Raw genomic sequence first — 19,613 nt, 5'->3', positions numbered from 1 at the left:
ACTGAGTTCATCATTGAGATAGGATACAAGCTAGTACAAGAAGGCAGAAGGAAGAAGGCAGGAGGCAGAAGGAAAGAAAGTTTATACAGTAAGCTTTTTAAGCTTTTTCAACTGGATAGTTATTTCCGCCATGCTGCACTAGCTGTCGTTGGGAAAATCTTTAACACAGCTTTACATTAAACTCAGCCATTACACTTAACACCCAGGCATTAAATGTTACACTGAATTTCACATCGTTGAGTAATTTTACATAAAAATTGATAGTGACGCCAGCAGTCATACTTTTAGGCATCTCCACACCACTCCAGTTATTCCTTGACTGCTGCTCCACAAGCCAAAGTTTTTGATTCAGGTGTTCTGCCAAATCGTGTGACGCATGTGACGCAATGGCGTCGGGTGCTGAGTGTCGTTACGGACAGAGCTTTTGAAGTGAGCCAAACGTTTCAAAAGCTGCCAATGCGTGCGTCTGTATAACGAACCCAGTGAGAAAAGTTCCTCCCGAACCAGGACTTAGCCAGGGTGTCCTCATCGCTGCAATCTGACTGATGTCAACGTCTTACCTAAGGTAGTCCCGTTCTCTCATGAAAAATCAATTCGATCAAGCTCTAGCCAAAACCCATTCGCAAGGACAGTATGAAGCGGCGATACAACCGTTTTCCGACTTGGCGGCTAAGCAGCCTCAAGATGCGAAAATTCGCATGTGGCTAGGTGCAGCCTCTCGTGAAGCTGGTGATTTGGACAAAGCTAGAGCTGAATTGCGAGAAGCGCTCCGACTGGCGGGTGATTCGGCAACGGCTGACTTAGCTCGCACGGCGTTAGTTCAACTGGAGAACGAGTCTTCAGGCAGTCTGAGTCATCCCCCTATCGGGACTCCGGGAAGTCATCAAAATCTGGGGCAACTCTCTATGCCCCAAGGGTTTACGAGTACGCTGAAGAACCCGCCATTTAGCATAGCGCTCTCTAGTCAATCCCGTCAGGAATCGAGTCCTCCCTGGTGGCGGCAATTGCGATGGAGTACGAAAGCCACCCTTTTGGCGATCGCATTTGGCACACTTCCTGCGCTCGGAATTGGCGCAACCAGCTACTACCTCACCAACCAAGCGATTACCACCCATGTTGCCCAAACGGGTCAAAGCCCCACCACCACGATGTCAGAGCTGAAGGCACAACTATTGCTGACTCTCATGCTTGGAACGGGGGGAACCGTATTATTAGTCGGTGCGATCGCAGCTTTCCTCTCCCACCGCGCCTCGCGTGAAATTAGTGCCGCCACCGACGCCGTGGAGAAATTAGGTCGGGGAGAACTCAATACTTACCTCCAGGTGCAAGGGGAAGACGAATTATCCACCTTAGGCACTCATATTAACCAACTCGCAGACCAACTTCAGCTTCAATTTAGCCAACAAGCGGCTGAGGTAAAGCAAGAACTGCTCTTAAATTCCATTTCCTCCAGCATTCGAGAAGCCTTCGACACCCAAGACATGTTCACGACGGTGGTGGGAGAAGTCCGTGCCGCTCTAAAAGCCGATCGCGTCATTGTCTATCGCTTCAATCCAGACTGGAGTGGTACCATGATTGCCGAATCCGTGGGTCGGGGTTGGCCTCCTTCTCTCGGTGCTCAAATTAATGACACCTGTTTTAAAGATCGATACGTCATTCCTTACCAGAAAGGCCGGATTCGAGCCACTAACGATATTTACAATGCTGGTTTATCCGATTGTCATATCCGACAACTAGAAACCTTTTCCGTCAAAGCGAACTTAGTCGTACCGATCATTGCAGACCGACAGCTTCATGGTTTACTGATTACCCACCAGTGTTCTGGCTCTCGAACCTGGAAGGAAACCGAAATTGATTTCTTAAAGCAAGTCGCCACCCAGATGGGCTTTGCCCTGAACCAAGAAATCCTGCTTAAGAAGGAAGAAACTCTCCGAAAGCAGCAAGAAGCGGAAGCTGAACGGGCACGGTTGTTGAATGAAATCACCTCCAACATTCGGGAGTCCCTAGATACCGACTATATTTTCAACACCGCCGTGGTGGAGACTCGCGCTGCCTTGCAAGCTGATCGCGTGGTGGTTTATCGCTTCGAGTCGGAAGGACACGGCATGATTGTTGCTGAATCTGTGGCGCGGGGTTGGCCTAGTGCCTTGGGGTTGCAAATGGCTAACCCCTGTTTTGAGAATCGCTATGTCATCCTTTACGAGAAAGGTCGAGTCAAAGCTAATGAGGATATTTCCAAAGCTGATTTGAGCGATTGTCACTTAAGGCAACTGGAAACCTTATCGGTGAAAGCGAATCTGATCGTACCGGTGATTGTGGATCGACAGCTTCATGGCTTATTGATTGCCCATCAATGTTCTGCTCCCAGGACGTGGAAAGAAATCGAAATTGATTTCTTCAAGCAAGTCGCCAATCAGGTAGGGGTGGCATTAGACCAAGCCATGCTGCTTCAACAGCAAGAAACCCTGCGAAAACAGAAAGAAGCCGAAGCCGAACGCGCTCGGTTATTGGCAGAGGCGGCGGAGATGGCAGCTCTTGAGCAGCGTCAACAACAAGAAGCCGAAGCCAAACGCGCCCGCGCCTTTGCTGAAATGACCAAGCAAATTTTGCGATCGCTCAACTTGGAAGATATCTTCAGCACCACTGTGCGACAGGTAAAACAAGCCTTGAAAGCCGACCGAGTCTTAATCTACCGCTTCGATTCCGACTGGAGTGGCACCATGATTGCCGAATCCGTGGACTCGAATTGGACAATCGCCTTAGGGGCAGAGGTAGAGGATACTTGCTTTAAAGGAAATCATGGCGGACTCTACCGCAAAGGTCGCGTTCGAGCAACGAATGATATCTATCAGGCCAATTTGACCAAATGTCACATTAAGTTACTCGAACGCTTTGAAGTTAAGGCCAATCTAGTCGCCCCGATTCTGATTCGGGATGAGTTGCTCGGTTTACTGATTGCCCATCAGTGTGCAAAGCCACGAGATTGGCAAGAGGAAGAAATTAATTGGTTGGCACAAGTGGCGACGCAGGTAGGAATTGCGATCGAGCAAGCCACCCTCTTGGATCAAAGAGAGCAAGCGCGTCAGGAAGCTCAAGCGAGCTTTCAGGAGCAACGCCAGCAAAAAGAAGCACTCCAGCGTCAACTGGCAGAATTGCTCAGCGAAGTCAAAGGAGCCGCTAAGGGCGACCTCACCGTTTTCGCTGAGGTGAAAGAGGGGGAAATCGGCACGGTTGCAGACTTTTTCAATTCCATCATTGCCAGTCTGCGTGGCATTGTGACTCAGGTGAAACAAGCGGCTGTGCAAGTCAATGTATCCTTGGGAGAAAACGAAGGAGCCATCCGTCAACTCTCCGATCAAGCCCTAACACAGGCAGAAGAGATTACCCGTACTCTCGGTTCCGTCGAACAGATGACGCTTTCCATTCAAGCTGTTGCGGAAAGTGCCCACCGCGCCGCCGCCGTTGCTCGCTCAGCCTCCACCACCGCCCAAGCCGGTGGACAAGCAATGGAGCGCACGGTGCAAGGAATTTTAAAATTGCGAGCCACTGTGGGTGAAACTTCAAAAAAGGTGAAGCGTTTAGGTCAATCCTCCCAGGAAATTTCCAAAGCCGTTTACTTGATTCAACAGATTGCTCAAGCGACTAACATGCTAGCGCTGAATGCTGGGATTCAAACGGCACGAGAAAATGAGGATGTCCAAAGCTTTACAGCAGTTGCAGAGGAAATCAGTGAATTGGCTGAGCGTTCAACTGCTGCCACTCAAGAAATTGAATACATTGTGGAAACTATCCAACGAGAAACGAATGAAGTGGTTGAGGCCATGGAATTGGGGACTTCTCAGGTTGTAGAAGGCACATATTTGGTGGAAGAAACCAAGGATAGCCTCGGTCAGATTTTAGAGGTATCTCATCAGATTGATGAGTTAGTGCAATCGATTTCGAGTGCAACGGTGTCTCAAGCGCAAACCTCTTTAGCTGTTACCAACTTGATGCAGAAGATTGCTAGGGTTTCTGAACAAACCTCTGAATCTTCCCATCAAATTTCTCGCTCTTTGCAGCAAACCGTAGCTGTTGCCCAAGAACTCCAATCTTCGGTAGGGGTTTTCAAAGTGGATACCGACAATTCATACGGGTTTTAGCTTTGACGCCCTTCGCGCAGCGTTCTTTGCAGGAGTACTTTAGTTCACGGCTTAAGTCAGTGACATCCTCGTTAAGTTCTTGTGACCAAAATTATGGGATTCAATCTGCGTAACTATTGCTCCGCCGTCCTTCTAGGACGGCTTTTTCTTGATCTTCAATTTCCTAATTAGCTCTCTAAGAACATCAGACAGGGAATCACCGCGCCTGAAAGGCCGGTGAGGATGTCAAATCCTCCTACAGCATTGTATAGGTGCTGCATATCTTCCAGAAATTAATCGACAATGACATAAGCATGAACCGATTTCCCACGGGGGAGCAAATTCGACAACTAGCTAGAGGTGCAATCGATGGAACACCATAAAGGAAAAGCGAAACGAACATCTCGGCGCAATTTTTTGGGGCAGGCACTAACCGCAGCAGGAACAGCGATAGCTGCCCCCTCATTACTCAATCAGGCTACAGCAGCAAAGGAAGCTCGCTCTATGCAATCCCCTGAAGGTGAAATGGCAATAAAACTTATGGTAAATGGTGAGGCGCGATCGCTGACCATTGAACCACGAGTTACACTTCTAGATGCTCTGCGCGAACGATGGGAACTTACAGGCAGTAAAAAAGGCTGCGATCATGGTCAATGCGGAGCCTGTACGGTTCTCGTTGATGGACAGCGAGTGTACTCCTGCCTCTCCCTCGCCGTGATGCAAGAGGGCAAGCAAATTGTCACCGTTGAAGGACTTGCCAAGGGCGATGTTCTCCATCCCGTGCAAGCGGCGTTTATCGATAATGATGGCTTTCAGTGCGGCTATTGCACACCGGGGCAGATTTGTGCCTCAGTTGCCCTCCTCGATGAAATTAAACGAGGTTGTGCTAGTTCGGTAACCTCAGATCTAAACCGTCCGCCGCAACTTGGGGAACTCTCGGAAGCGGAAATTAAAGAGCGATTGAGTGGTAATCTCTGTCGATGCAGTGCTTACAACGGTATTGTTGCCGCCGTACAGCAAGCCGCCGGACAAACCCCTCCCTCTGCCGCTGCAACCATGATGGTAACTGAACCACAGGAGATGCCAGGATGAACAAATTTTCCTACATCCGTGCCACTTCCGTCAAAGATGCGGTGCAACGGGCGTCTACTGACAAGAATGCCCTGTTTATCGCAGGCGGTACGAACCTAGTTGACCGTATGAAAGTCTTTCTGGATGAGCCATCGCAACTCATCGACATTTCTCGGTTGGAGATGCAGCGCATTGAACCCATAGCTGGGGGCGGTTTACGCATCGGCGCATTGGTGAGTAATACGGCAGTAGCCGACCATCCCGATGTTCGACGCAACTATCCGATGCTATCGCGTGCGATTTTGTCCGGTGCGTCTCAGCAAATTCGCAATGTCGCCAGCGTTGGCGGTAATCTCCTGCAACGCACACGTTGCCCCTATTACTACGACACCGCTTTCGCCTGCAATAAGCGGGAACCGGGAAGTGGCTGTCCTGCGGCAACGGGAATTAACCGAATGCACGCACTTTTTGGAGCTAGCGACCAGTGTATCGCCGTTCATCCCTCGGATATGTGCATTCCCCTGGCGGCTTTGGATGCTGTTGTTGAGGTAGAAGGGCCAAAGGGTAAGCGGCAAATCCCGTTTACAGACTTTCACCGTTTACCGGGGGATACACCCCAATTAGACGCCAACTTGGAGCCAGGGGAACTGATTATTGCCGTTGTGGTACCACCCGTGCCATTTGCCAAGTCGGGTGTGTATCTCAAGTTGCGGGATAGGGCTTCCTATGCTTTTGCGTTGATTTCGGTGGCGGCTGCTCTTGATATGACAGGCGACAGCATCAAAGATGTACGTCTGGCAATGGGTGGCGTTGCCCACAAGCCTTGGCGTCCCACCGAAGCAGAGAAGTTTCTCATTGGCAAACCCGCTAATGCCGAAACATTCCAGCAGGCGGCAGAAATTGCTTTACAGGGAGCTAAACCTTTGGCTCACAACAGCTTCAAAGTCGAATTAGCTAAACGTGCCATTAAGCGATCGCTCGCAGTATCAGCCAAAGGAGGAGGTGTAGCATGAATAAAGTAATTGGTACTTCCGTTAACCGCAAAGATGGACGCGCTAAGGTAACGGGTACGGCGACTTATGCGGCAGAACACCAAATTCCGGGACTGGTTCACGGATATCTCGTTACGGCGACGATTGCCAATGGGCGGATTAAAAGCATCGACACCAGCGCAGCAGAAACGGCACCGGGAGTAATTGCTGTTTTCACCCATAAGAACGCCCCCAAGGTGTTCACGCCCGCCAATAACTTCATGACCTCCAAAATTTACGAGGCTCGTCTGCCTCTGTCAGATGATAAAGTTCACTATGGTGGGCAAATTATTGGCTTGGTGGTAGCAGATACATTTGAGCGATCGCGTCACGCCGCACATCTCGTCAGAGTCGAGTACGAGACACAAAAGCCATTAATTGAAGCTAAGAACGCCACCTTCAAGCAAGCTCCGCCCTACATGGGTGAGGAGTTTAAGTTCGAGAAGGGGCAGTTTGCCACAGGGATGGCAAGCGCAGCAGCAAAAGTCGAGGCGACTTACACGACTTCCACAGAACTGCACGCCGCGATGGAACCCCATGCCATCATTGCCCAATGGCAAGGGCAGGACTCGCTCACCGTCTACGAACCTTCCCAGTGGGTGATGGGTACCCAGCGCACTTATGCCGAACTGTTCGGTCTTCCTTCGGAAAAGGTACGCATTGTTACGCCCTTCCTCGGTGGTGGTTTCGGTTCCAAAGCCTTCCCCTGGCCTCATGGCATTCTCTGTGCAGCAGCTGCACGTCAACTCCAGCGTCCCCTAAAGGTTGTTCTCCACCGACGGCAGATGACCGCTAACGCCGGACATCGCTCTGAAACCGAGCAAACGATTCGTTTGGCGGCAAATGCAGATGGTATGTTGAGTGCGATCGCTCACGAGGCGAAATCCAGCACATCGCCGGTGGATGTCTTCACAGAGCCTTGTACAGGTATCACCCCAGCGATGTACGCCGCACCTAACATGCGGCTGAACCAGGAACTAGCCGTGATGAATGTGGGTACGCCGACATTCATGCGTGCGCCAGGAGAAAATCCAGGGATGTGGGCACTGGAATCCGCGATGGATGAACTAGCTTGGTCGCTGAAGCTAGACCCGGTGGAACTGCGCCTCAAAAACGAAGCTAAGAAACATCAGCGGAGGGGACGGCCATTCTCAGCCAAGCATTTTGCTGATTGCCTGAAAGTTGGTGCAGAACGTTTCGGCTGGAAGGATAGGACAATGCAGGTGCGATCGCTGACCCGCGACGGTAAACTCATCGGTTGGGGGGTGGCAGGTGCTACTTTCCCTGGTTATCGAGGCAAAGCGTCTGTCAAGGTGCGGCTTTTACCAGACGGCAAGGTGCATGTCCTCACTGCGGGGAATGACATGGGTACGGGTGCATACACAATGGTCGCAGTTACAGCGGCAGAGGCACTGGGGGTACCTGTCGAAAACATTCGCGTGGAGATGGGAGATTCCCTCCTACCAGATGGGGGAATGGCAGGGGGTTCCATGATGACGGCAACCCTCGCCCCAGCAGTGATGCAAGCCTGTCAGGACGTACTCAAAGCCGCTAATTGTACGACCGCATCGGATGCTTGTGCAGCCCTGCGTCAGAACGGACGGGCAGCGTTTGAGGCGACAGCTTCCTCTGCTCCCGGTGAGGAGGGGAAGAAATGGGCATTTCAGTCTTGGGGTGCCCACTTCTGCGAGGTTGCGGTGGATGAAGAAATCGGACGCCTGCGGGTCACGCGCTGGGTGTCAGTGATGGACGTTGGGCGAGTGATGAATGCTAAGACTGCTGCAAGTCAGGTCCGTGGCGGGGTAATTATGGGGATTGGGCAAGCGCTGATGGAAGAATGTCACTTTGACCCCAATCTTGGTAATCCCGTCGTTTATGACCTTGCAACTTATCATTTTCCAGCTCATGCCGATATTCCGCGCATTGAGGTAGCGTTTGTGGGTGAACCCGATCTGAACTTTAACCCAGTGGGCGCAAGGGGTGTGGGTGAGATTGGAATTACGGGGGTTTCGGCTGCTGTTGCTAATGCGGTTTACCACGCGACGGGTAAGCGGTTGCGGAGTTTACCGTTGACACCGGATAAGTTGATTGGTTGAAATAGCCTGCGGTTTAGCATGAGAGATTAGCGTGTTAGACCGCAAGTTGCAAGAGATGTTGATGGGTATTCAATGTTAGGCTAATGTTCAGGTTGAGGGAGAGTTCTCAGTATTAGACAATGCAGCCATGGCGAAAATTTGGAAAGAAGAAAGAAGGCGCATTGAAGGCTGGATTGATAGTGGTTGTCCAATGTGGGGCGATGCACCTCCTGCCGAATTCTCCCCTGCTCCATTACTAATTCCAGAATGGACATATTGTGTCCATGTTTGTGGGTTCACATTCCAATTCTGGTCAGTCAAGCAAATTCAAGAATGTTTAGACTTCTACTCTCGAAAACTCCATCCAAGTTCTCGCAGGCATGTATCAGAGGAAACTCTCTACCATATTCCTAATCGCACTATGCTCCAACGATGGTACGAGAGGTTACCGCTCTATCTACGAAAAGAAGGTAAACGACAACAAGTTGTGAAAGCTTTAGAGAAGGCTTTGAAGCAATTTGGGGACGAGCCATCGCTTCCTACACATTTACCAAAGGTAACAAGCCTGCCCGAAAGATATAGCTATGTATACTGGTGTACTAGATGTAGCAAACTATTAGGGCAAGGTCGCTGTCTGAAATGCAAAAAGAGACGTTCCCGACCTGGGTATCGAGTCGCTCATTGTAATAGTTGTAATACGCCATTAGGACAAGGAGATTGTCAAAGTTGCCAAAATTTCAGAGGAAAAGTAGTAGAAACGTAGACCAGATTTTAGGGTCATAGAATGCCAACACAATGTCTTCTTTAGGAACACCAGTGAGCTCGCTCATCGCTGTAGGTTGGGTTGATCTAAGGAAACCCAACATGACTTCTATCCACTGATATTCCAGTCTTGTGGAAAGGCAAGCGCTGCATTAAGCAGTCTAACGAGACTACCGCACCGAAACGAAGCTTACTTATTGTCGGGTTACAAAGGCTATCTGTGTCGAGTTATTGGGAATATTAACCTGCCGGCAACGGCTCACGCCACAGCAAAATCAGTGTACTGTCGAGTTTTAGGGTCATGAAATGCCAAGACAATGTCTTCTTTAGGAACACCAGCACGTACTAACTCCGTTGCTATTCCTTCTTCCGTCCAATCCTCTTCGATCCAAAACTTTCCATCACGAATACGGACGTAAACCGTCATTCCTGTAACCCGCTCCCCATTCTGCCAACCGAGATTCATCCAAATGTAATGTCCTTTGCGCTCATCTTCAATTAGAAAAGTTTCTAACTCAGAATTAGGACGGCGATTACACAACTCAATATACTCAGCCAAAATACGCTTCAATAGCTTTGGATATTCAGTTAGTTTATCCATTGCACAATCTCCTCTAGCTCTGTATCCACAACAATAAGCGGCAATTGATGTTTATTGACGATGAGTTGAATCACATCTTGATTGAAGAAAGTTTTGTACGCTACGACACTTACTGCGACGTATAATTTACGGTCGGGTGCGGTTTCCTCCAAAAGATAACGGTAGATGTCGTACTGACCAAGAGCTTCTTTTAGATCCTGCAACTTGGATGCACCGATGAAACTCTTCACCTCTACCACAATTTTATGACCAGCGCGTTCAGCCGCAATAGGACGTTCAGCCCCTAAGTCAGCATAAAGCTTAGTTTTTCGGTACTCAATAACGTAGGAATCATCGGTAACAGACCAACCATCTTTGATCAGTGCATTTTTAACAGCATTATGGATGAAGTCTAGTCTAGGCATAGCATCAGTACAAGTCAGACCTCAAAGCGTTTGAGCTAACTAAGAGTTCTAGTCAATGTGCTGCGATCGCAACTTTTTGGGAGATTAACAAAATTTCACGCTGATTATTAGCTTACGAAGTCACGCCAAGCATGGAAACAAGTATAAATAAACAATAAAAAGGTCAAATTGATAAAGTGTCAAAACCTACTAGAGACAAAGTTGCTATCATCGGTGCCGGCCCAGGTGGTTTGGCTACTGCTATCGCCCTCCAAAAACAAGGGTTCGACGTTCAAGTTTACGAAAAAGCACAAGAATTTCGTCCGGCTGGCACTGGTTTAGGTTTGCTTCCAAATGGATTGAACTGTCTCGAAGCAATCGAGCCAGGACTAGCCGAATCTCTCAAACGTTCGGGCTGCCAGGTTCGCCAAGCAATTTTAAAAAATATTAATGGAGAAACAATTCATGCTAACTCAACCAGCCGGTATTTGGAGAAATACGGACATCCATTAATGACGGTTTGGTGGTGGCGTTTGCAGCAAACTCTTGCCTCAAGGCTGCCCTCCGATATCATCCACCTCAATCATCACTGTACTCGGTTTGAACAAAATGATAGTGGTGTAGAAATATACTTTGATAACGGAAAAAGAGTACATGCAGATTTACTAATTGGAGCTGATGGATTAAAATCTGCGATTAGAAAAAAATTAATCGGAGATGGGGAGCCTCGTTATCTGGGGAGTATATGTTGGCGCTCTGTCATCAAGTACAATCATGAGCTGCTTAATCCCGATGAAATGGCATTTATAAAAGGCAATAAACAGCTCATGTACCTTCTTAACGTAGGGGATGAACATATCTGTTGGATAACGCGCAAGTTATCTCCAGATTGCTCTCTTTCTCAGAGTGCTGCTGAAGTTAAATCTCGCGTCCTCAATGAACTCGCTGGCTGGGGAGAATCCTTGCGTGCGATCGTGGAAGCAACAGCAGCGGAGAAAATCTTAGAAGGGCCTACTTGCGACAGACTACCGTTGAATAGCTGGAGCCAAGGTAGGGTAACTCTCTTAGGTGATGCTGCCCATCCGATGGCACCCGCATTGGCACAGGGAGCTAATACCAGTTTTGAAGATGCATACGAACTGGCTCACAGCCTTTCCAATTCATCTAGCATTGAAGAAGCTCTCTGTAGTTACGAGAAGCGTCGCATTGAGCGCACACAAATTATCCAATCTCGCAGCGCTTCGGGTGAGATGCGCTACTATGAAACCGACAGTGAGGCATCTTCTAGACCAAGCTCGCCTCAAGCGACCAATAATGATTTTCAAGATTGGCTTTGTAACTATCAACCCTCTGTGAGCCGTTAAATTTTTGGTTCTTTCTTAAAAAGATTTTAGGACTTACGCAAAAGCCCCCCTATCCCCCCAGTCTCTGGGGGGAACTGGATTTACTCTCCCCAATATTGGGGGTTGGGGGGGCAAAACAATGGTGTTTGCGTAAGTCCTGATTTGTCACTGCTACGCTTTTATGTAATCGCAACTATCATCAAGACTACTGGTTCCGTTTATCCCTCCGATCGCATCCTCAATTTGCCGATCGCACCCAACAAGTTACTGTAAATTGATAGATGCCCGTTGCAAACCGACTCGAAAGGAAAACACGCAATGGCAACAATGAAAGCAGTACGCATCCACACTCATGGTGGGCCGGAAACCTTAGTTTACGAAGACGCTCCTCGACCGACACCATTAACGAACGAGGTTTTAATTCGCGTTCGTGCGGCGAGTGTGAATCCGATTGATTGGAAAATTCGCGATGGCTACGGTCAAGACATATTTAACCACCAAATGCCATTGATTCTGGGCTGGGATGTTGCAGGAACCATTGAAGCCGTTGGTCCGGAAGTGGATAAATTCAAGCTGGGAGATCCAGTCTATGGCTACACCAGCTTGCTTCGCGATGGTGCTTATGCCGAGTTTATCGTCGCCAAGCAAGAAGAAATTGCCTTGAAGCCTGCATCGCTCGATTTCATACAAGCCGCCGCTATCCCGATCGCCGCACTGACAACATGGCAAGCGCTGTTTGATACGGCTGCTCTTCAAGTAAATCAAAAGGTGCTCATTCACGCTGCATCCGGTGGTGTCGGCTCGATAGCGGTGCAATTGGCGAAGGCAAAAGGAGCTTATGTCATCGGTACAGCATCGGCACGCAATGCCGACTTTGTCCGTGAATTGGGAGTGGATGAATTCATTGACTATCAGTCAACCCCGTTCGAGACGGTTGTACACGACGTGGATGTTGTTTTCGACACGATTGGCGGCGACACTCAAGAGCGTTCTTTTGGCGTGTTGCGTACAGGTGGGTTTCTCGTTTCCATTGTCGGTGCCCCATCTCAAGAACTAACCGCACAGCACGATGTGCGAAGTGCGATGCTTCCTGCTCAACCCAATGCCACCCAACTAAGCGAGATTACCCAGCTAATCGATGCTGGAAAAGTCAAGCCTTTTGTCGAGACGGTGTTGCCCCTGAGTCAGGCGCGGCAGGCACACGAGATGAGCCAAAGCGGTCGTACACGCGGCAAAATAGTCTTGCAAGTTGTTGATTGAGCATTGGTTTAAACCTTCTACCCTGTTGGCTCACCAGGAATGCGACAACAGTAGCGATCGCCATTCACATTATGAAAGAGTTACAAGATATTGTTGCAGCCTTTGAGAAGGTTAAAAGTGGCGGTCAAACAGCAGCCCTTGCTACCCTCGTCAAAGCCTCTGGCTCTACTTATCGACGCCCTGGTGCGCGAATGCTGATGACATCACAAGGACAGATGGTAGGTTCCCTCAGCGGGGGTTGTCTAGAGGGTGATGTTTTTGAACAGGCTCAATCGGTCATGACTTCAGGCAAACCCATCGTTGTGCAGTACGACACTATGTCCGAAGAGGACATTATCTGGGGACTCGGACTGGGTTGCAATGGCATCGTCCAAATTCTCATTGAGCGAGTAGAGGAAGAGAGTCCGTTAACTCAAATCTTGCACCACCCCCCTAACCTCCAGACTTCGTCTCGCTTTGCTATCACTAAAACTCCCGCTTATCAAGGGGAGAACTCCAAACCGAAATTGCCTTCCCCCCTTAGTAAGGGGGGACTGAGGGGGGTAAACCATCTGGCGTTTTTGGCTGAGTGCCTCCACCAACGGCAGGCAGGAGTTCTGGCAACGGTGTTTCACGTTGAGGGGCAAGTCAAGGCAGAAGTTGCAACCCGTTTAATGCTGTATCCAGATGGGACACTCAAGAGTGACATCGAAGATGCCGATTTAGTGGCTCAAATCCGCGACGATGCCTGGAAAGCGCTCAATGATAATCGCTCAACGGTAAAAGCGTATCCATTACTGGCAGGTAAAGCCGAGGTTTTTATCGAAGTCATCCAGCCGCCAGTGCCGCTGATGATTTTTGGAGCCGGTCACGATGCCGTACCATTGGTACGCTTGGCGCAAGAATTGGGATGGTATGTGACAGTTGTTGATAACCGAAAAGTTGAGACGACACGAGAGCGGTTTCCCAGTGCAGATGAAGTTATTCTTTCGCGTCCAGAAGGTATAAGCGAATCCGTCTCTCTACACAACTGCACAATGGCTGTAGTCATGACTCATAATTACCTTCATGACCTTGAAATCTTAAAAACCATTTTGTTTTCTCCTGTGCGATATTTAGGTATTCTCGGCCCCAAAAGCCGCACCGAAAAACTACTTAAAGACCTACAAGAACAAGGAATTATCCCAACCGAAAACCAACTGCAACGCTTATACAGTCCCGTTGGACTTAACATTGGTGCGGATACGCCCGAAGAAATTGCTCTATCCATTGTGGCTGAAATTCAAGCTGTTCTTACTAATCAGTCAGGAGGGTTACTCAGAAACAAATTAGGCCCCATTCATGACTAAGGAATAGCATGAATTCTCGTACTGTTGGTCTGATTATTCTGGCAGCAGGAGCATCTACTCGCATGGGTACTCCAAAACAATTGTTAACCTACCGAGGATGTAGTTTGATTCGCCACATGGCAGAAGTGGCAATTGCCTCAGTCTGCCAACCCATTGCAATTGTTCTGGGGGCAAATGGGGAACGAATTAAGCCGGAAATTAGCCAATTGCCCCTACAAATCGTAGAAAATCAACAATGGCAGGAGGGAATGAGTTCTTCGATTCAGGTTGGACTTGAAGCCCTGCTTGCTGTGAATCAACACTTAGATGCCGTTGCGATCGCACTTTGCGATCAACCCTTCGTTTCGCCCCAAACGCTCAATCAACTTGTTGAGGCATACCATTTAACAGGCAAACCGATTATTGCTTCCGAGTATGCAGGCACATTCGGTGTACCCGCGTTATTCAGTCGTACTTTGTTTGCAGAACTCATGAATTTAAAAAATACTGAAGGGGCAAAAAAAATGATTAAAAGACACATTCACGAAGTTTTTAGTATTCCTTTTCCTGACGGTACAATTGACATTGACACGCCCAATGATTATGAGCAATTACAGTTTCTTTAGATCCCCGACTTCTTAAAGAAGTCGGGGATCTCGTCTTCATTGTGAATTTTGAATGATTATGACTAATTCAATCAATCAACGCAGCTTGTATCAACAAGTCATTCTCGCTCACTCCAAGAAACCTCAGTATCAAGGCAAAACGAACCCGGTACATAGGTATCATCGAGGTCATAACCCAATGTGTGGTGACACGATTGAACTAACCATAGAGTTAAATCACACAGGGGACAGGATTTCTGATATAAAGTTTGAAGGACAAGGTTGTGCGATCGCGATCGCCTCAGCAGATTTGATGGCGGATGCCGTGCGGGGCAAAAGCCTACAAGAAGCTTTAGAGATGGTTCAACAATTCCGTGACATGATGCAAGGAAAAGCAGAGTTTCCTATTGATGTGCGGAAATTAAATGTCTTGCAAGGTATTTCCCAGTTTCCTATACGCATTAAGTGTGCGACACTGGCTTGGCATACTCTCAAAGCAGCACTCGAATCATCCCAAGTCACGGCTTCTACTGCGGAAAGTGAGGAATAGACCTTAACTTTTTTCAGAAATACTTTCAAAGTTGGCTGAGCAACACCGGTAATCGTCCCACCTTTAATCTTCGATGATTGGGCAGATCGGTTTTTGTCCCATCTAAATGGTGGACTTGCCGTACACCAGTATTTTCAGGTATGACTAAGTCTTGTTCCTGCTTGGGATTCCAGACAATCCAGAAGGGTTTACCCTCCTCACTCGTCAACTCGCACATCCAAGTATTCTTTTGATCGGGTTCACACCGTTTCATTCGTGAACCAATCAGCCATTTTTGGATTTGGGCATAAGCCTGGGCGGCAGGTGTTAGGGTTTTTTTATCCTCCTCCACCATCAACATTGTCACGACATTACGGTTATCCCAGGCATACCAGTAAAAACGCTCCATTCCTGAAGCCCAATTCACTAGGTAAGTTCGGGCGACATAAGCCATACTGTCTTCCGCCGAATAGAAGACATTTTCGCCTTTATTACCATACCCAGTTTCGGTGTTCCATAACGGCTTTTGAGCAAGTCCGTGCTTAGCCATTACGTTTTGCACTTCTCGAATTAGGGACAGGCTGTCTTCAGGGGTTTTTTCCTTGCCAATGTAGAAGTGCGCTCCAATCACATCAGCATATTTGCTCCCCCCCTTAGCAAAATATTCGTCAAACCACTTGAACCCACCCCAATCGGCATACAAAGAGGGCGACACGACTGTAATGGATGGATCGACTTGCTTGAGAATCGTGTAAGCCTCACGGGCTAAGGCAACCATCTGGTCAACGCTACCACTAAAAAAATGCTTGAGATTGGGTTCGTTCCAAATTTCGTAATAGCGGATTTTACCTTTATAACGAGTGGCAACGGTGCGGACATAGTTGCGCCAGTCGTCTATGTTTTTCGGTTCAGAGGCAGTGGGGCCATCCCCATAAGGAGAGGAGTCGTCTGGGCGTGCCGCCGCCCATTTGGGGGTTATTCCTAGGGTGTAGACGAGTTCGACGCCATGACGCTGAGCGAGTTCTACACAGTAATCTAGGGTTCTGAAATCCCATTCACCTTTTTGTCGCTCCAAATGCGCCCAAAAAGCCAAGCCATGATGAGTTGCGGCATCCCACAATCTCCAAGTTGCTATGGGGACAGCGGGCCAAGGGATTTTATCAGAATCCGCAATGTGCATCCCAAACAGCGATCGCCCAATGGGTTGCGTGGGTATCGTGGTGATTCGCGTATCGCTTAGGTGTGTGGCAGACACCTTGAGGATGGAGGGCTGATTGTAAACAATCACTCCGACCAGGACTAGAGTCGCGAGTGCCAAGAGGACAATCCATTTACGGAACAGGAGGGGAAAGAGTCTCATGATAGATGCCTGTAGGATTTGAGGACTCTTGGTCGCTAACGCTCGCTCGACACGATAACCCTACTCAACTTCAGCTTGTCAACGCGAGCTAATTGAGATTGACTCTTGACTTAACTCGACTTCGATGTTATTACCCCAGAATGATTTGTCACGTTAGGGAAACCATCATTCCTTCCCGTGCGAGAAACCCTCCGTCAAAGGTATCCTTCACTTCCACTTCTACGGTATCGAGGAAATCATCGGAGTGATTTGGCTCGTGGTGAAAGATGGCTAAGCGTTTAGCACCTGCTTGTTTCGCGGCTTTCACCCCTTCCTGCCATGTCGAGTGTCCCCAACCCACCTTCGGTGTTTTTTGGTTGTGGTATTCCTCATCCGTATACATAGCGTCGTAAATGATCAAGTCAGCATCACGACCCAAATGTAGTACATTTTCATCGGGGTGATCAGCGAAATGTTCAGTATCGGTGCAGTAGAACGCCGAATGCCCCTGCCAGGACACCCGATAGCCCATCGCACCATTGGGATGGTTAAGACGACCTGTTTCAATGGTGATATCATCAAGCATCATTGTCTCGCCACAGACGAGGTCGTAGTATTTTAAGTCGGCCTGGATTTCGTTAAAGGGTACGGGGGAATTTATGTGCAAAACGCGATCGCAGAAATGCTGTTGCATGGTTGCCCCCTCTGGCGCAGAACCGTGAATATGTAAGGTATTGCCCTCCGCAAAGGCTGGGATGAAAAACGGCACCCCTTGAATGTGATCCCAGTGATAATGAGTAAAAAACCAATAGGCTTCAATCGGTTGCGTTGGTTCTAAACTTTTTCCTAGCATCCGCAAGCCCGTGCCACCATCAAAAATCAGGCGTTTCCCACCGACGTGCATTTCTACGCAGGAGGTGTTGCCGCCATAACGAACTGTGTCTTTTCCTGGAGAGGGGACACTGCCTCGGACTCCCCAGAATTGAACAACGAACTCAGAGGAAGGAATGGTTTCCATTGGTAAACTAAAACTAAGGCATTAAAGTACGGCACTGACCCTGATGACGCAGCATGTGATCGCATAATACTAAGGCGACCATTGCTTCTACCATAGGCACTGCTCTGGGTAAGACGCAAGGGTCGTGACGGCCTTTCGCGGCTAGTATTGTTTCTGAACCCGCGCTGGTTACAGTGCGCTGTTCTTTTCGTATGGTAGCAGTGGGTTTAAACGCCACTCGCAAAATAATTGTTTCACCGTTACTAATCCCTCCTTGAATGCCACCAGAGCGGTTGGTTACGGTACGAACTGCGCCAGTTTGATCGAGATAAAATTCGTCGTTGTGTTCACTACCGGTCAAGAGCGTTCCGGCAAAACCAGAGCCAATTTCAAAGCCTTTACTGGCGGGTAGGGACATGACACCCTTGGCTAAATCTGCTTCTAGCTTATCAAATACCGGTTCTCCTAGCCCTTTAGGTACATTTCGAGCTACACATTCAACCACACCACCTAGGGAATCTCCACTCCGTCCGATTTGCTCAATGCGTTCGATCATGCGTTCTGCACATTCTGCATCAGGACATCGGGCGATGTTGCTTTCGACTTGTTCTAGAGTCACCGTGTTGGGGTCAACAACGCCTTCTAAATCTTGAATGCGCTTAACGTAACCGACAATTTCCACACCAGCGACTAACTTAAGAATTTTTTTAGCGATCGCACCGGCTGCAACTCGTCCAATTGTCTCTCGTGCCGAAGAACGTCCACCCCCCTGCCAGTTGCGAATGCCATATTTAGCATCATAGGTGGCATCGGCATGAGACGGGCGATAGGTCTGTTGCATCTCGTCGTAATCTTGAGGACGAGTGTCTTTATTTCGCACCATAATCGCGATCGGCGTTCCCAGCGTTTTGCCCTCAAACACCCCGGAAATAATCTCGCAAGTATCGGATTCTTTGCGAGGTGTGGTGATTTTGCTTTGTCCGGGACGCCTGCGATCAAGCTCGACTTGAATTTCTTCGGCAGAAATTTCTAGTCGAGGTGGACATCCATCAATCACGACGCCAACGCCTCCGCCGTGCGATTCCCCAAACGTTGTAATGCGAAACAGATGCCCAAACGTATTGCCCATAGTGCCTTAATTAAAAAGACCTGAGTCTTAAGATTTTAACAGCGATCGCAAAGCCTTTTGAATTTTGAATTCCTCATCCGATTTTTGTTAAAGACTTGCAAGGTCGCTATCAATTGATGAACATTTCGGGAGCAAGTCGATTTAATAAACAGCGGGAGGAAGTCATTGGGCTAGGCGTAAAATTAAGAGTTACACCGAATTGTTAGCTGAGGACTACCAGCATCAACTCGATGAAAAAGCCGACAACTATATCAATTATCAAAAAGTGCGTGGATTTACACAAAGGTCAGATTACTGTGGATAGTGCTGAAGGTGTTGGAACGAAGTTTACTGTAACGCTGCCGAGAAAACGCTATTGTTAGTTATTCCTTGTACTATTAATTTTGAGAGCCTTAGCAACTGTATGGAAGCCTATCTGGAGAAAAACTGCATTTGGGGGGGCACAGGGAGGAAGTGCATAAGTCCGATGAGTTTATCGAAGACAGACAAACAAAAAGCGCCCCCCTTGCGGAGAGCGCTTTTTTTTAAGCTAAATTCTTAAGAATTAGCCATTGATCACAGGAGCGGTTAAAGCCACAGGAGCCGCAACACCAGCCGCCAAGTCGAGGGGGAAGTTGTGAGCATTACGCTCGTGCATTACTTCAAATCCCAAGTTAGCGCGGTTGAGTACATCAGCCCAGGTGCCAATCACGCGACCTTGTGAGTCGATGATGGACTGGTTGAAGTTGAAACCGTTCAGGTTGAACGCCATTGTGCTGATGCCCAATGAGGTAAACCAGATGCCTACTACAGGCCAAGCTGCTAAGAAGAAGTGCAAGCTACGGCTGTTGTTGAAGGAAGCATATTGGAAAATCAACCGACCGAAGTAACCGTGAGCAGCAACGATGTTGTAGGTTTCTTCTTCTTGACCGAACTTGTAACCGTAGTTCTGAGATTCGGTTTCGGTGGTTTCACGCACCAGAGAGCTGGTAACCAGAGAACCGTGCATAGCAGAGAACAAGGAACCACCGAACACACCAGCCACACCGAGTTGGTGGAAGGGGTGCATCAGGATGTTGTGCTC

16 protein-coding genes are annotated in these 19,613 nt (G+C 48.6%); 10 read left to right on the top strand and 6 right to left on the bottom strand.

The features are described from left to right. The first annotated feature begins 315 nt into the window (after nt 1–315). The 5 genes from NDI48_26015 (at nt 316) to NDI48_25995 (ending at nt 8,316) form a co-directional block, all read left to right on the top strand. Complete coding sequence (locus NDI48_26015) at nt 316–474, top strand: hypothetical protein (GenBank protein MEP0834623.1); 159 nt, start codon at nt 316–318, stop codon at nt 472–474. 107 nt (nt 475–581) lie between these two features. After that, on the top strand, nt 582–4,139 hold the full coding sequence (locus NDI48_26010) for a GAF domain-containing protein (protein MEP0834622.1): 3,558 nt from the start codon (nt 582–584) through the stop codon (nt 4,137–4,139). 348 nt (nt 4,140–4,487) lie between these two features. Then, nucleotides 4,488–5,210 (top strand): 2Fe-2S iron-sulfur cluster-binding protein, encoded by a 723-nt coding sequence (locus NDI48_26005; protein ID MEP0834621.1) that lies wholly within the window; start codon nt 4,488–4,490, stop codon nt 5,208–5,210. Then, nucleotides 5,207–6,202, top strand: coding sequence for a xanthine dehydrogenase family protein subunit M (locus tag NDI48_26000; GenBank protein MEP0834620.1), 996 nt, complete (start codon nt 5,207–5,209; stop codon nt 6,200–6,202). The genes NDI48_26005 and NDI48_26000 overlap by 4 nt, the downstream gene beginning before the upstream one ends. After that, complete coding sequence (locus NDI48_25995; GenBank protein ID MEP0834619.1) at nt 6,199–8,316, top strand: xanthine dehydrogenase family protein molybdopterin-binding subunit; 2,118 nt, start codon at nt 6,199–6,201, stop codon at nt 8,314–8,316. Before NDI48_26000 ends, NDI48_25995 begins: the two co-directional genes overlap by 4 nt. Before the next feature lie 1,000 nt (nt 8,317–9,316). On the opposite strand, the gene NDI48_25990 is transcribed toward NDI48_25995, so the two are convergent. Then, nucleotides 9,317–9,658, bottom strand: a complete 342-nt coding sequence (locus tag NDI48_25990) for a XisI protein (GenBank protein MEP0834618.1) — start codon at nt 9,656–9,658, stop codon at nt 9,317–9,319. Next, entirely contained in the window at nt 9,646–10,062 is a 417-nt protein-coding gene (locus NDI48_25985) for a XisH protein (protein ID MEP0834617.1), read from the bottom strand. Before NDI48_25985 ends, NDI48_25990 begins: the two co-directional genes overlap by 13 nt. A gap of 176 nt (nt 10,063–10,238) precedes the next feature. Here NDI48_25985 and NDI48_25980 point away from each other — a divergent pair, with 176 nt between their 5' ends. From NDI48_25980 to NDI48_25960, 5 genes are all read left to right on the top strand, one after another. Next, the gene (locus NDI48_25980; protein MEP0834616.1) at nt 10,239–11,405 is read left to right on the top strand and encodes an FAD-dependent monooxygenase; all 1,167 of its coding nucleotides are present in this window, start codon (nt 10,239–10,241) and stop codon (nt 11,403–11,405) included. Between the two features lie 297 nt (nt 11,406–11,702). After that, on the top strand, nt 11,703–12,644 hold the full coding sequence (locus tag NDI48_25975) for an NADP-dependent oxidoreductase (GenBank protein MEP0834615.1): 942 nt from the start codon (nt 11,703–11,705) through the stop codon (nt 12,642–12,644). After that, nucleotides 12,641–13,972, top strand: a complete 1,332-nt coding sequence (locus tag NDI48_25970; GenBank protein ID MEP0834614.1) for an XdhC family protein — start codon at nt 12,641–12,643, stop codon at nt 13,970–13,972. The genes NDI48_25975 and NDI48_25970 overlap by 4 nt, the downstream gene beginning before the upstream one ends. Nucleotides 13,973–13,980: 8 nt before the next feature. After that, complete coding sequence (locus NDI48_25965) at nt 13,981–14,577, top strand: nucleotidyltransferase family protein (protein MEP0834613.1); 597 nt, start codon at nt 13,981–13,983, stop codon at nt 14,575–14,577. 58 nt (nt 14,578–14,635) lie between these two features. Next, nucleotides 14,636–15,106: an SUF system NifU family Fe-S cluster assembly protein gene (locus NDI48_25960; protein MEP0834612.1), complete on the top strand. Its 471-nt coding sequence runs from the start codon at nt 14,636–14,638 to the stop codon at nt 15,104–15,106. A gap of 25 nt (nt 15,107–15,131) precedes the next feature. Here the strand turns inward: NDI48_25960 and NDI48_25955 are convergent, their stop codons facing one another. From NDI48_25955 to NDI48_25940, 4 genes are all read right to left on the bottom strand, one after another. Further along, the gene (locus NDI48_25955; GenBank protein MEP0834611.1) at nt 15,132–16,445 is read right to left on the bottom strand and encodes a glycosyl hydrolase; all 1,314 of its coding nucleotides are present in this window, start codon (nt 16,443–16,445) and stop codon (nt 15,132–15,134) included. Nucleotides 16,446–16,593: 148 nt separating this feature from the next. Beyond that, nucleotides 16,594–17,442: an MBL fold metallo-hydrolase gene (locus NDI48_25950; GenBank protein MEP0834610.1), complete on the bottom strand. Its 849-nt coding sequence runs from the start codon at nt 17,440–17,442 to the stop codon at nt 16,594–16,596. Nucleotides 17,443–17,455: 13 nt separating this feature from the next. Then, nucleotides 17,456–18,550 (bottom strand): chorismate synthase, encoded by a 1,095-nt coding sequence (gene aroC / locus NDI48_25945; GenBank protein ID MEP0834609.1) that lies wholly within the window; start codon nt 18,548–18,550, stop codon nt 17,456–17,458. Between the two features lie 544 nt (nt 18,551–19,094). Beyond that, nucleotides 19,095–19,613: photosystem II q(b) protein (locus NDI48_25940; GenBank protein ID MEP0834608.1), on the bottom strand; the 519-nt coding region annotated here is incomplete at its 5' end.

Source organism: Microcoleus sp. AS-A8, assembly GCA_039962225.1.
In the GTDB taxonomy this organism is placed as follows: Bacteria; Cyanobacteriota; Cyanobacteriia; order Cyanobacteriales; family Coleofasciculaceae; genus Allocoleopsis.
This window is presented reverse-complemented; position numbering and strand designations above follow the sequence as displayed.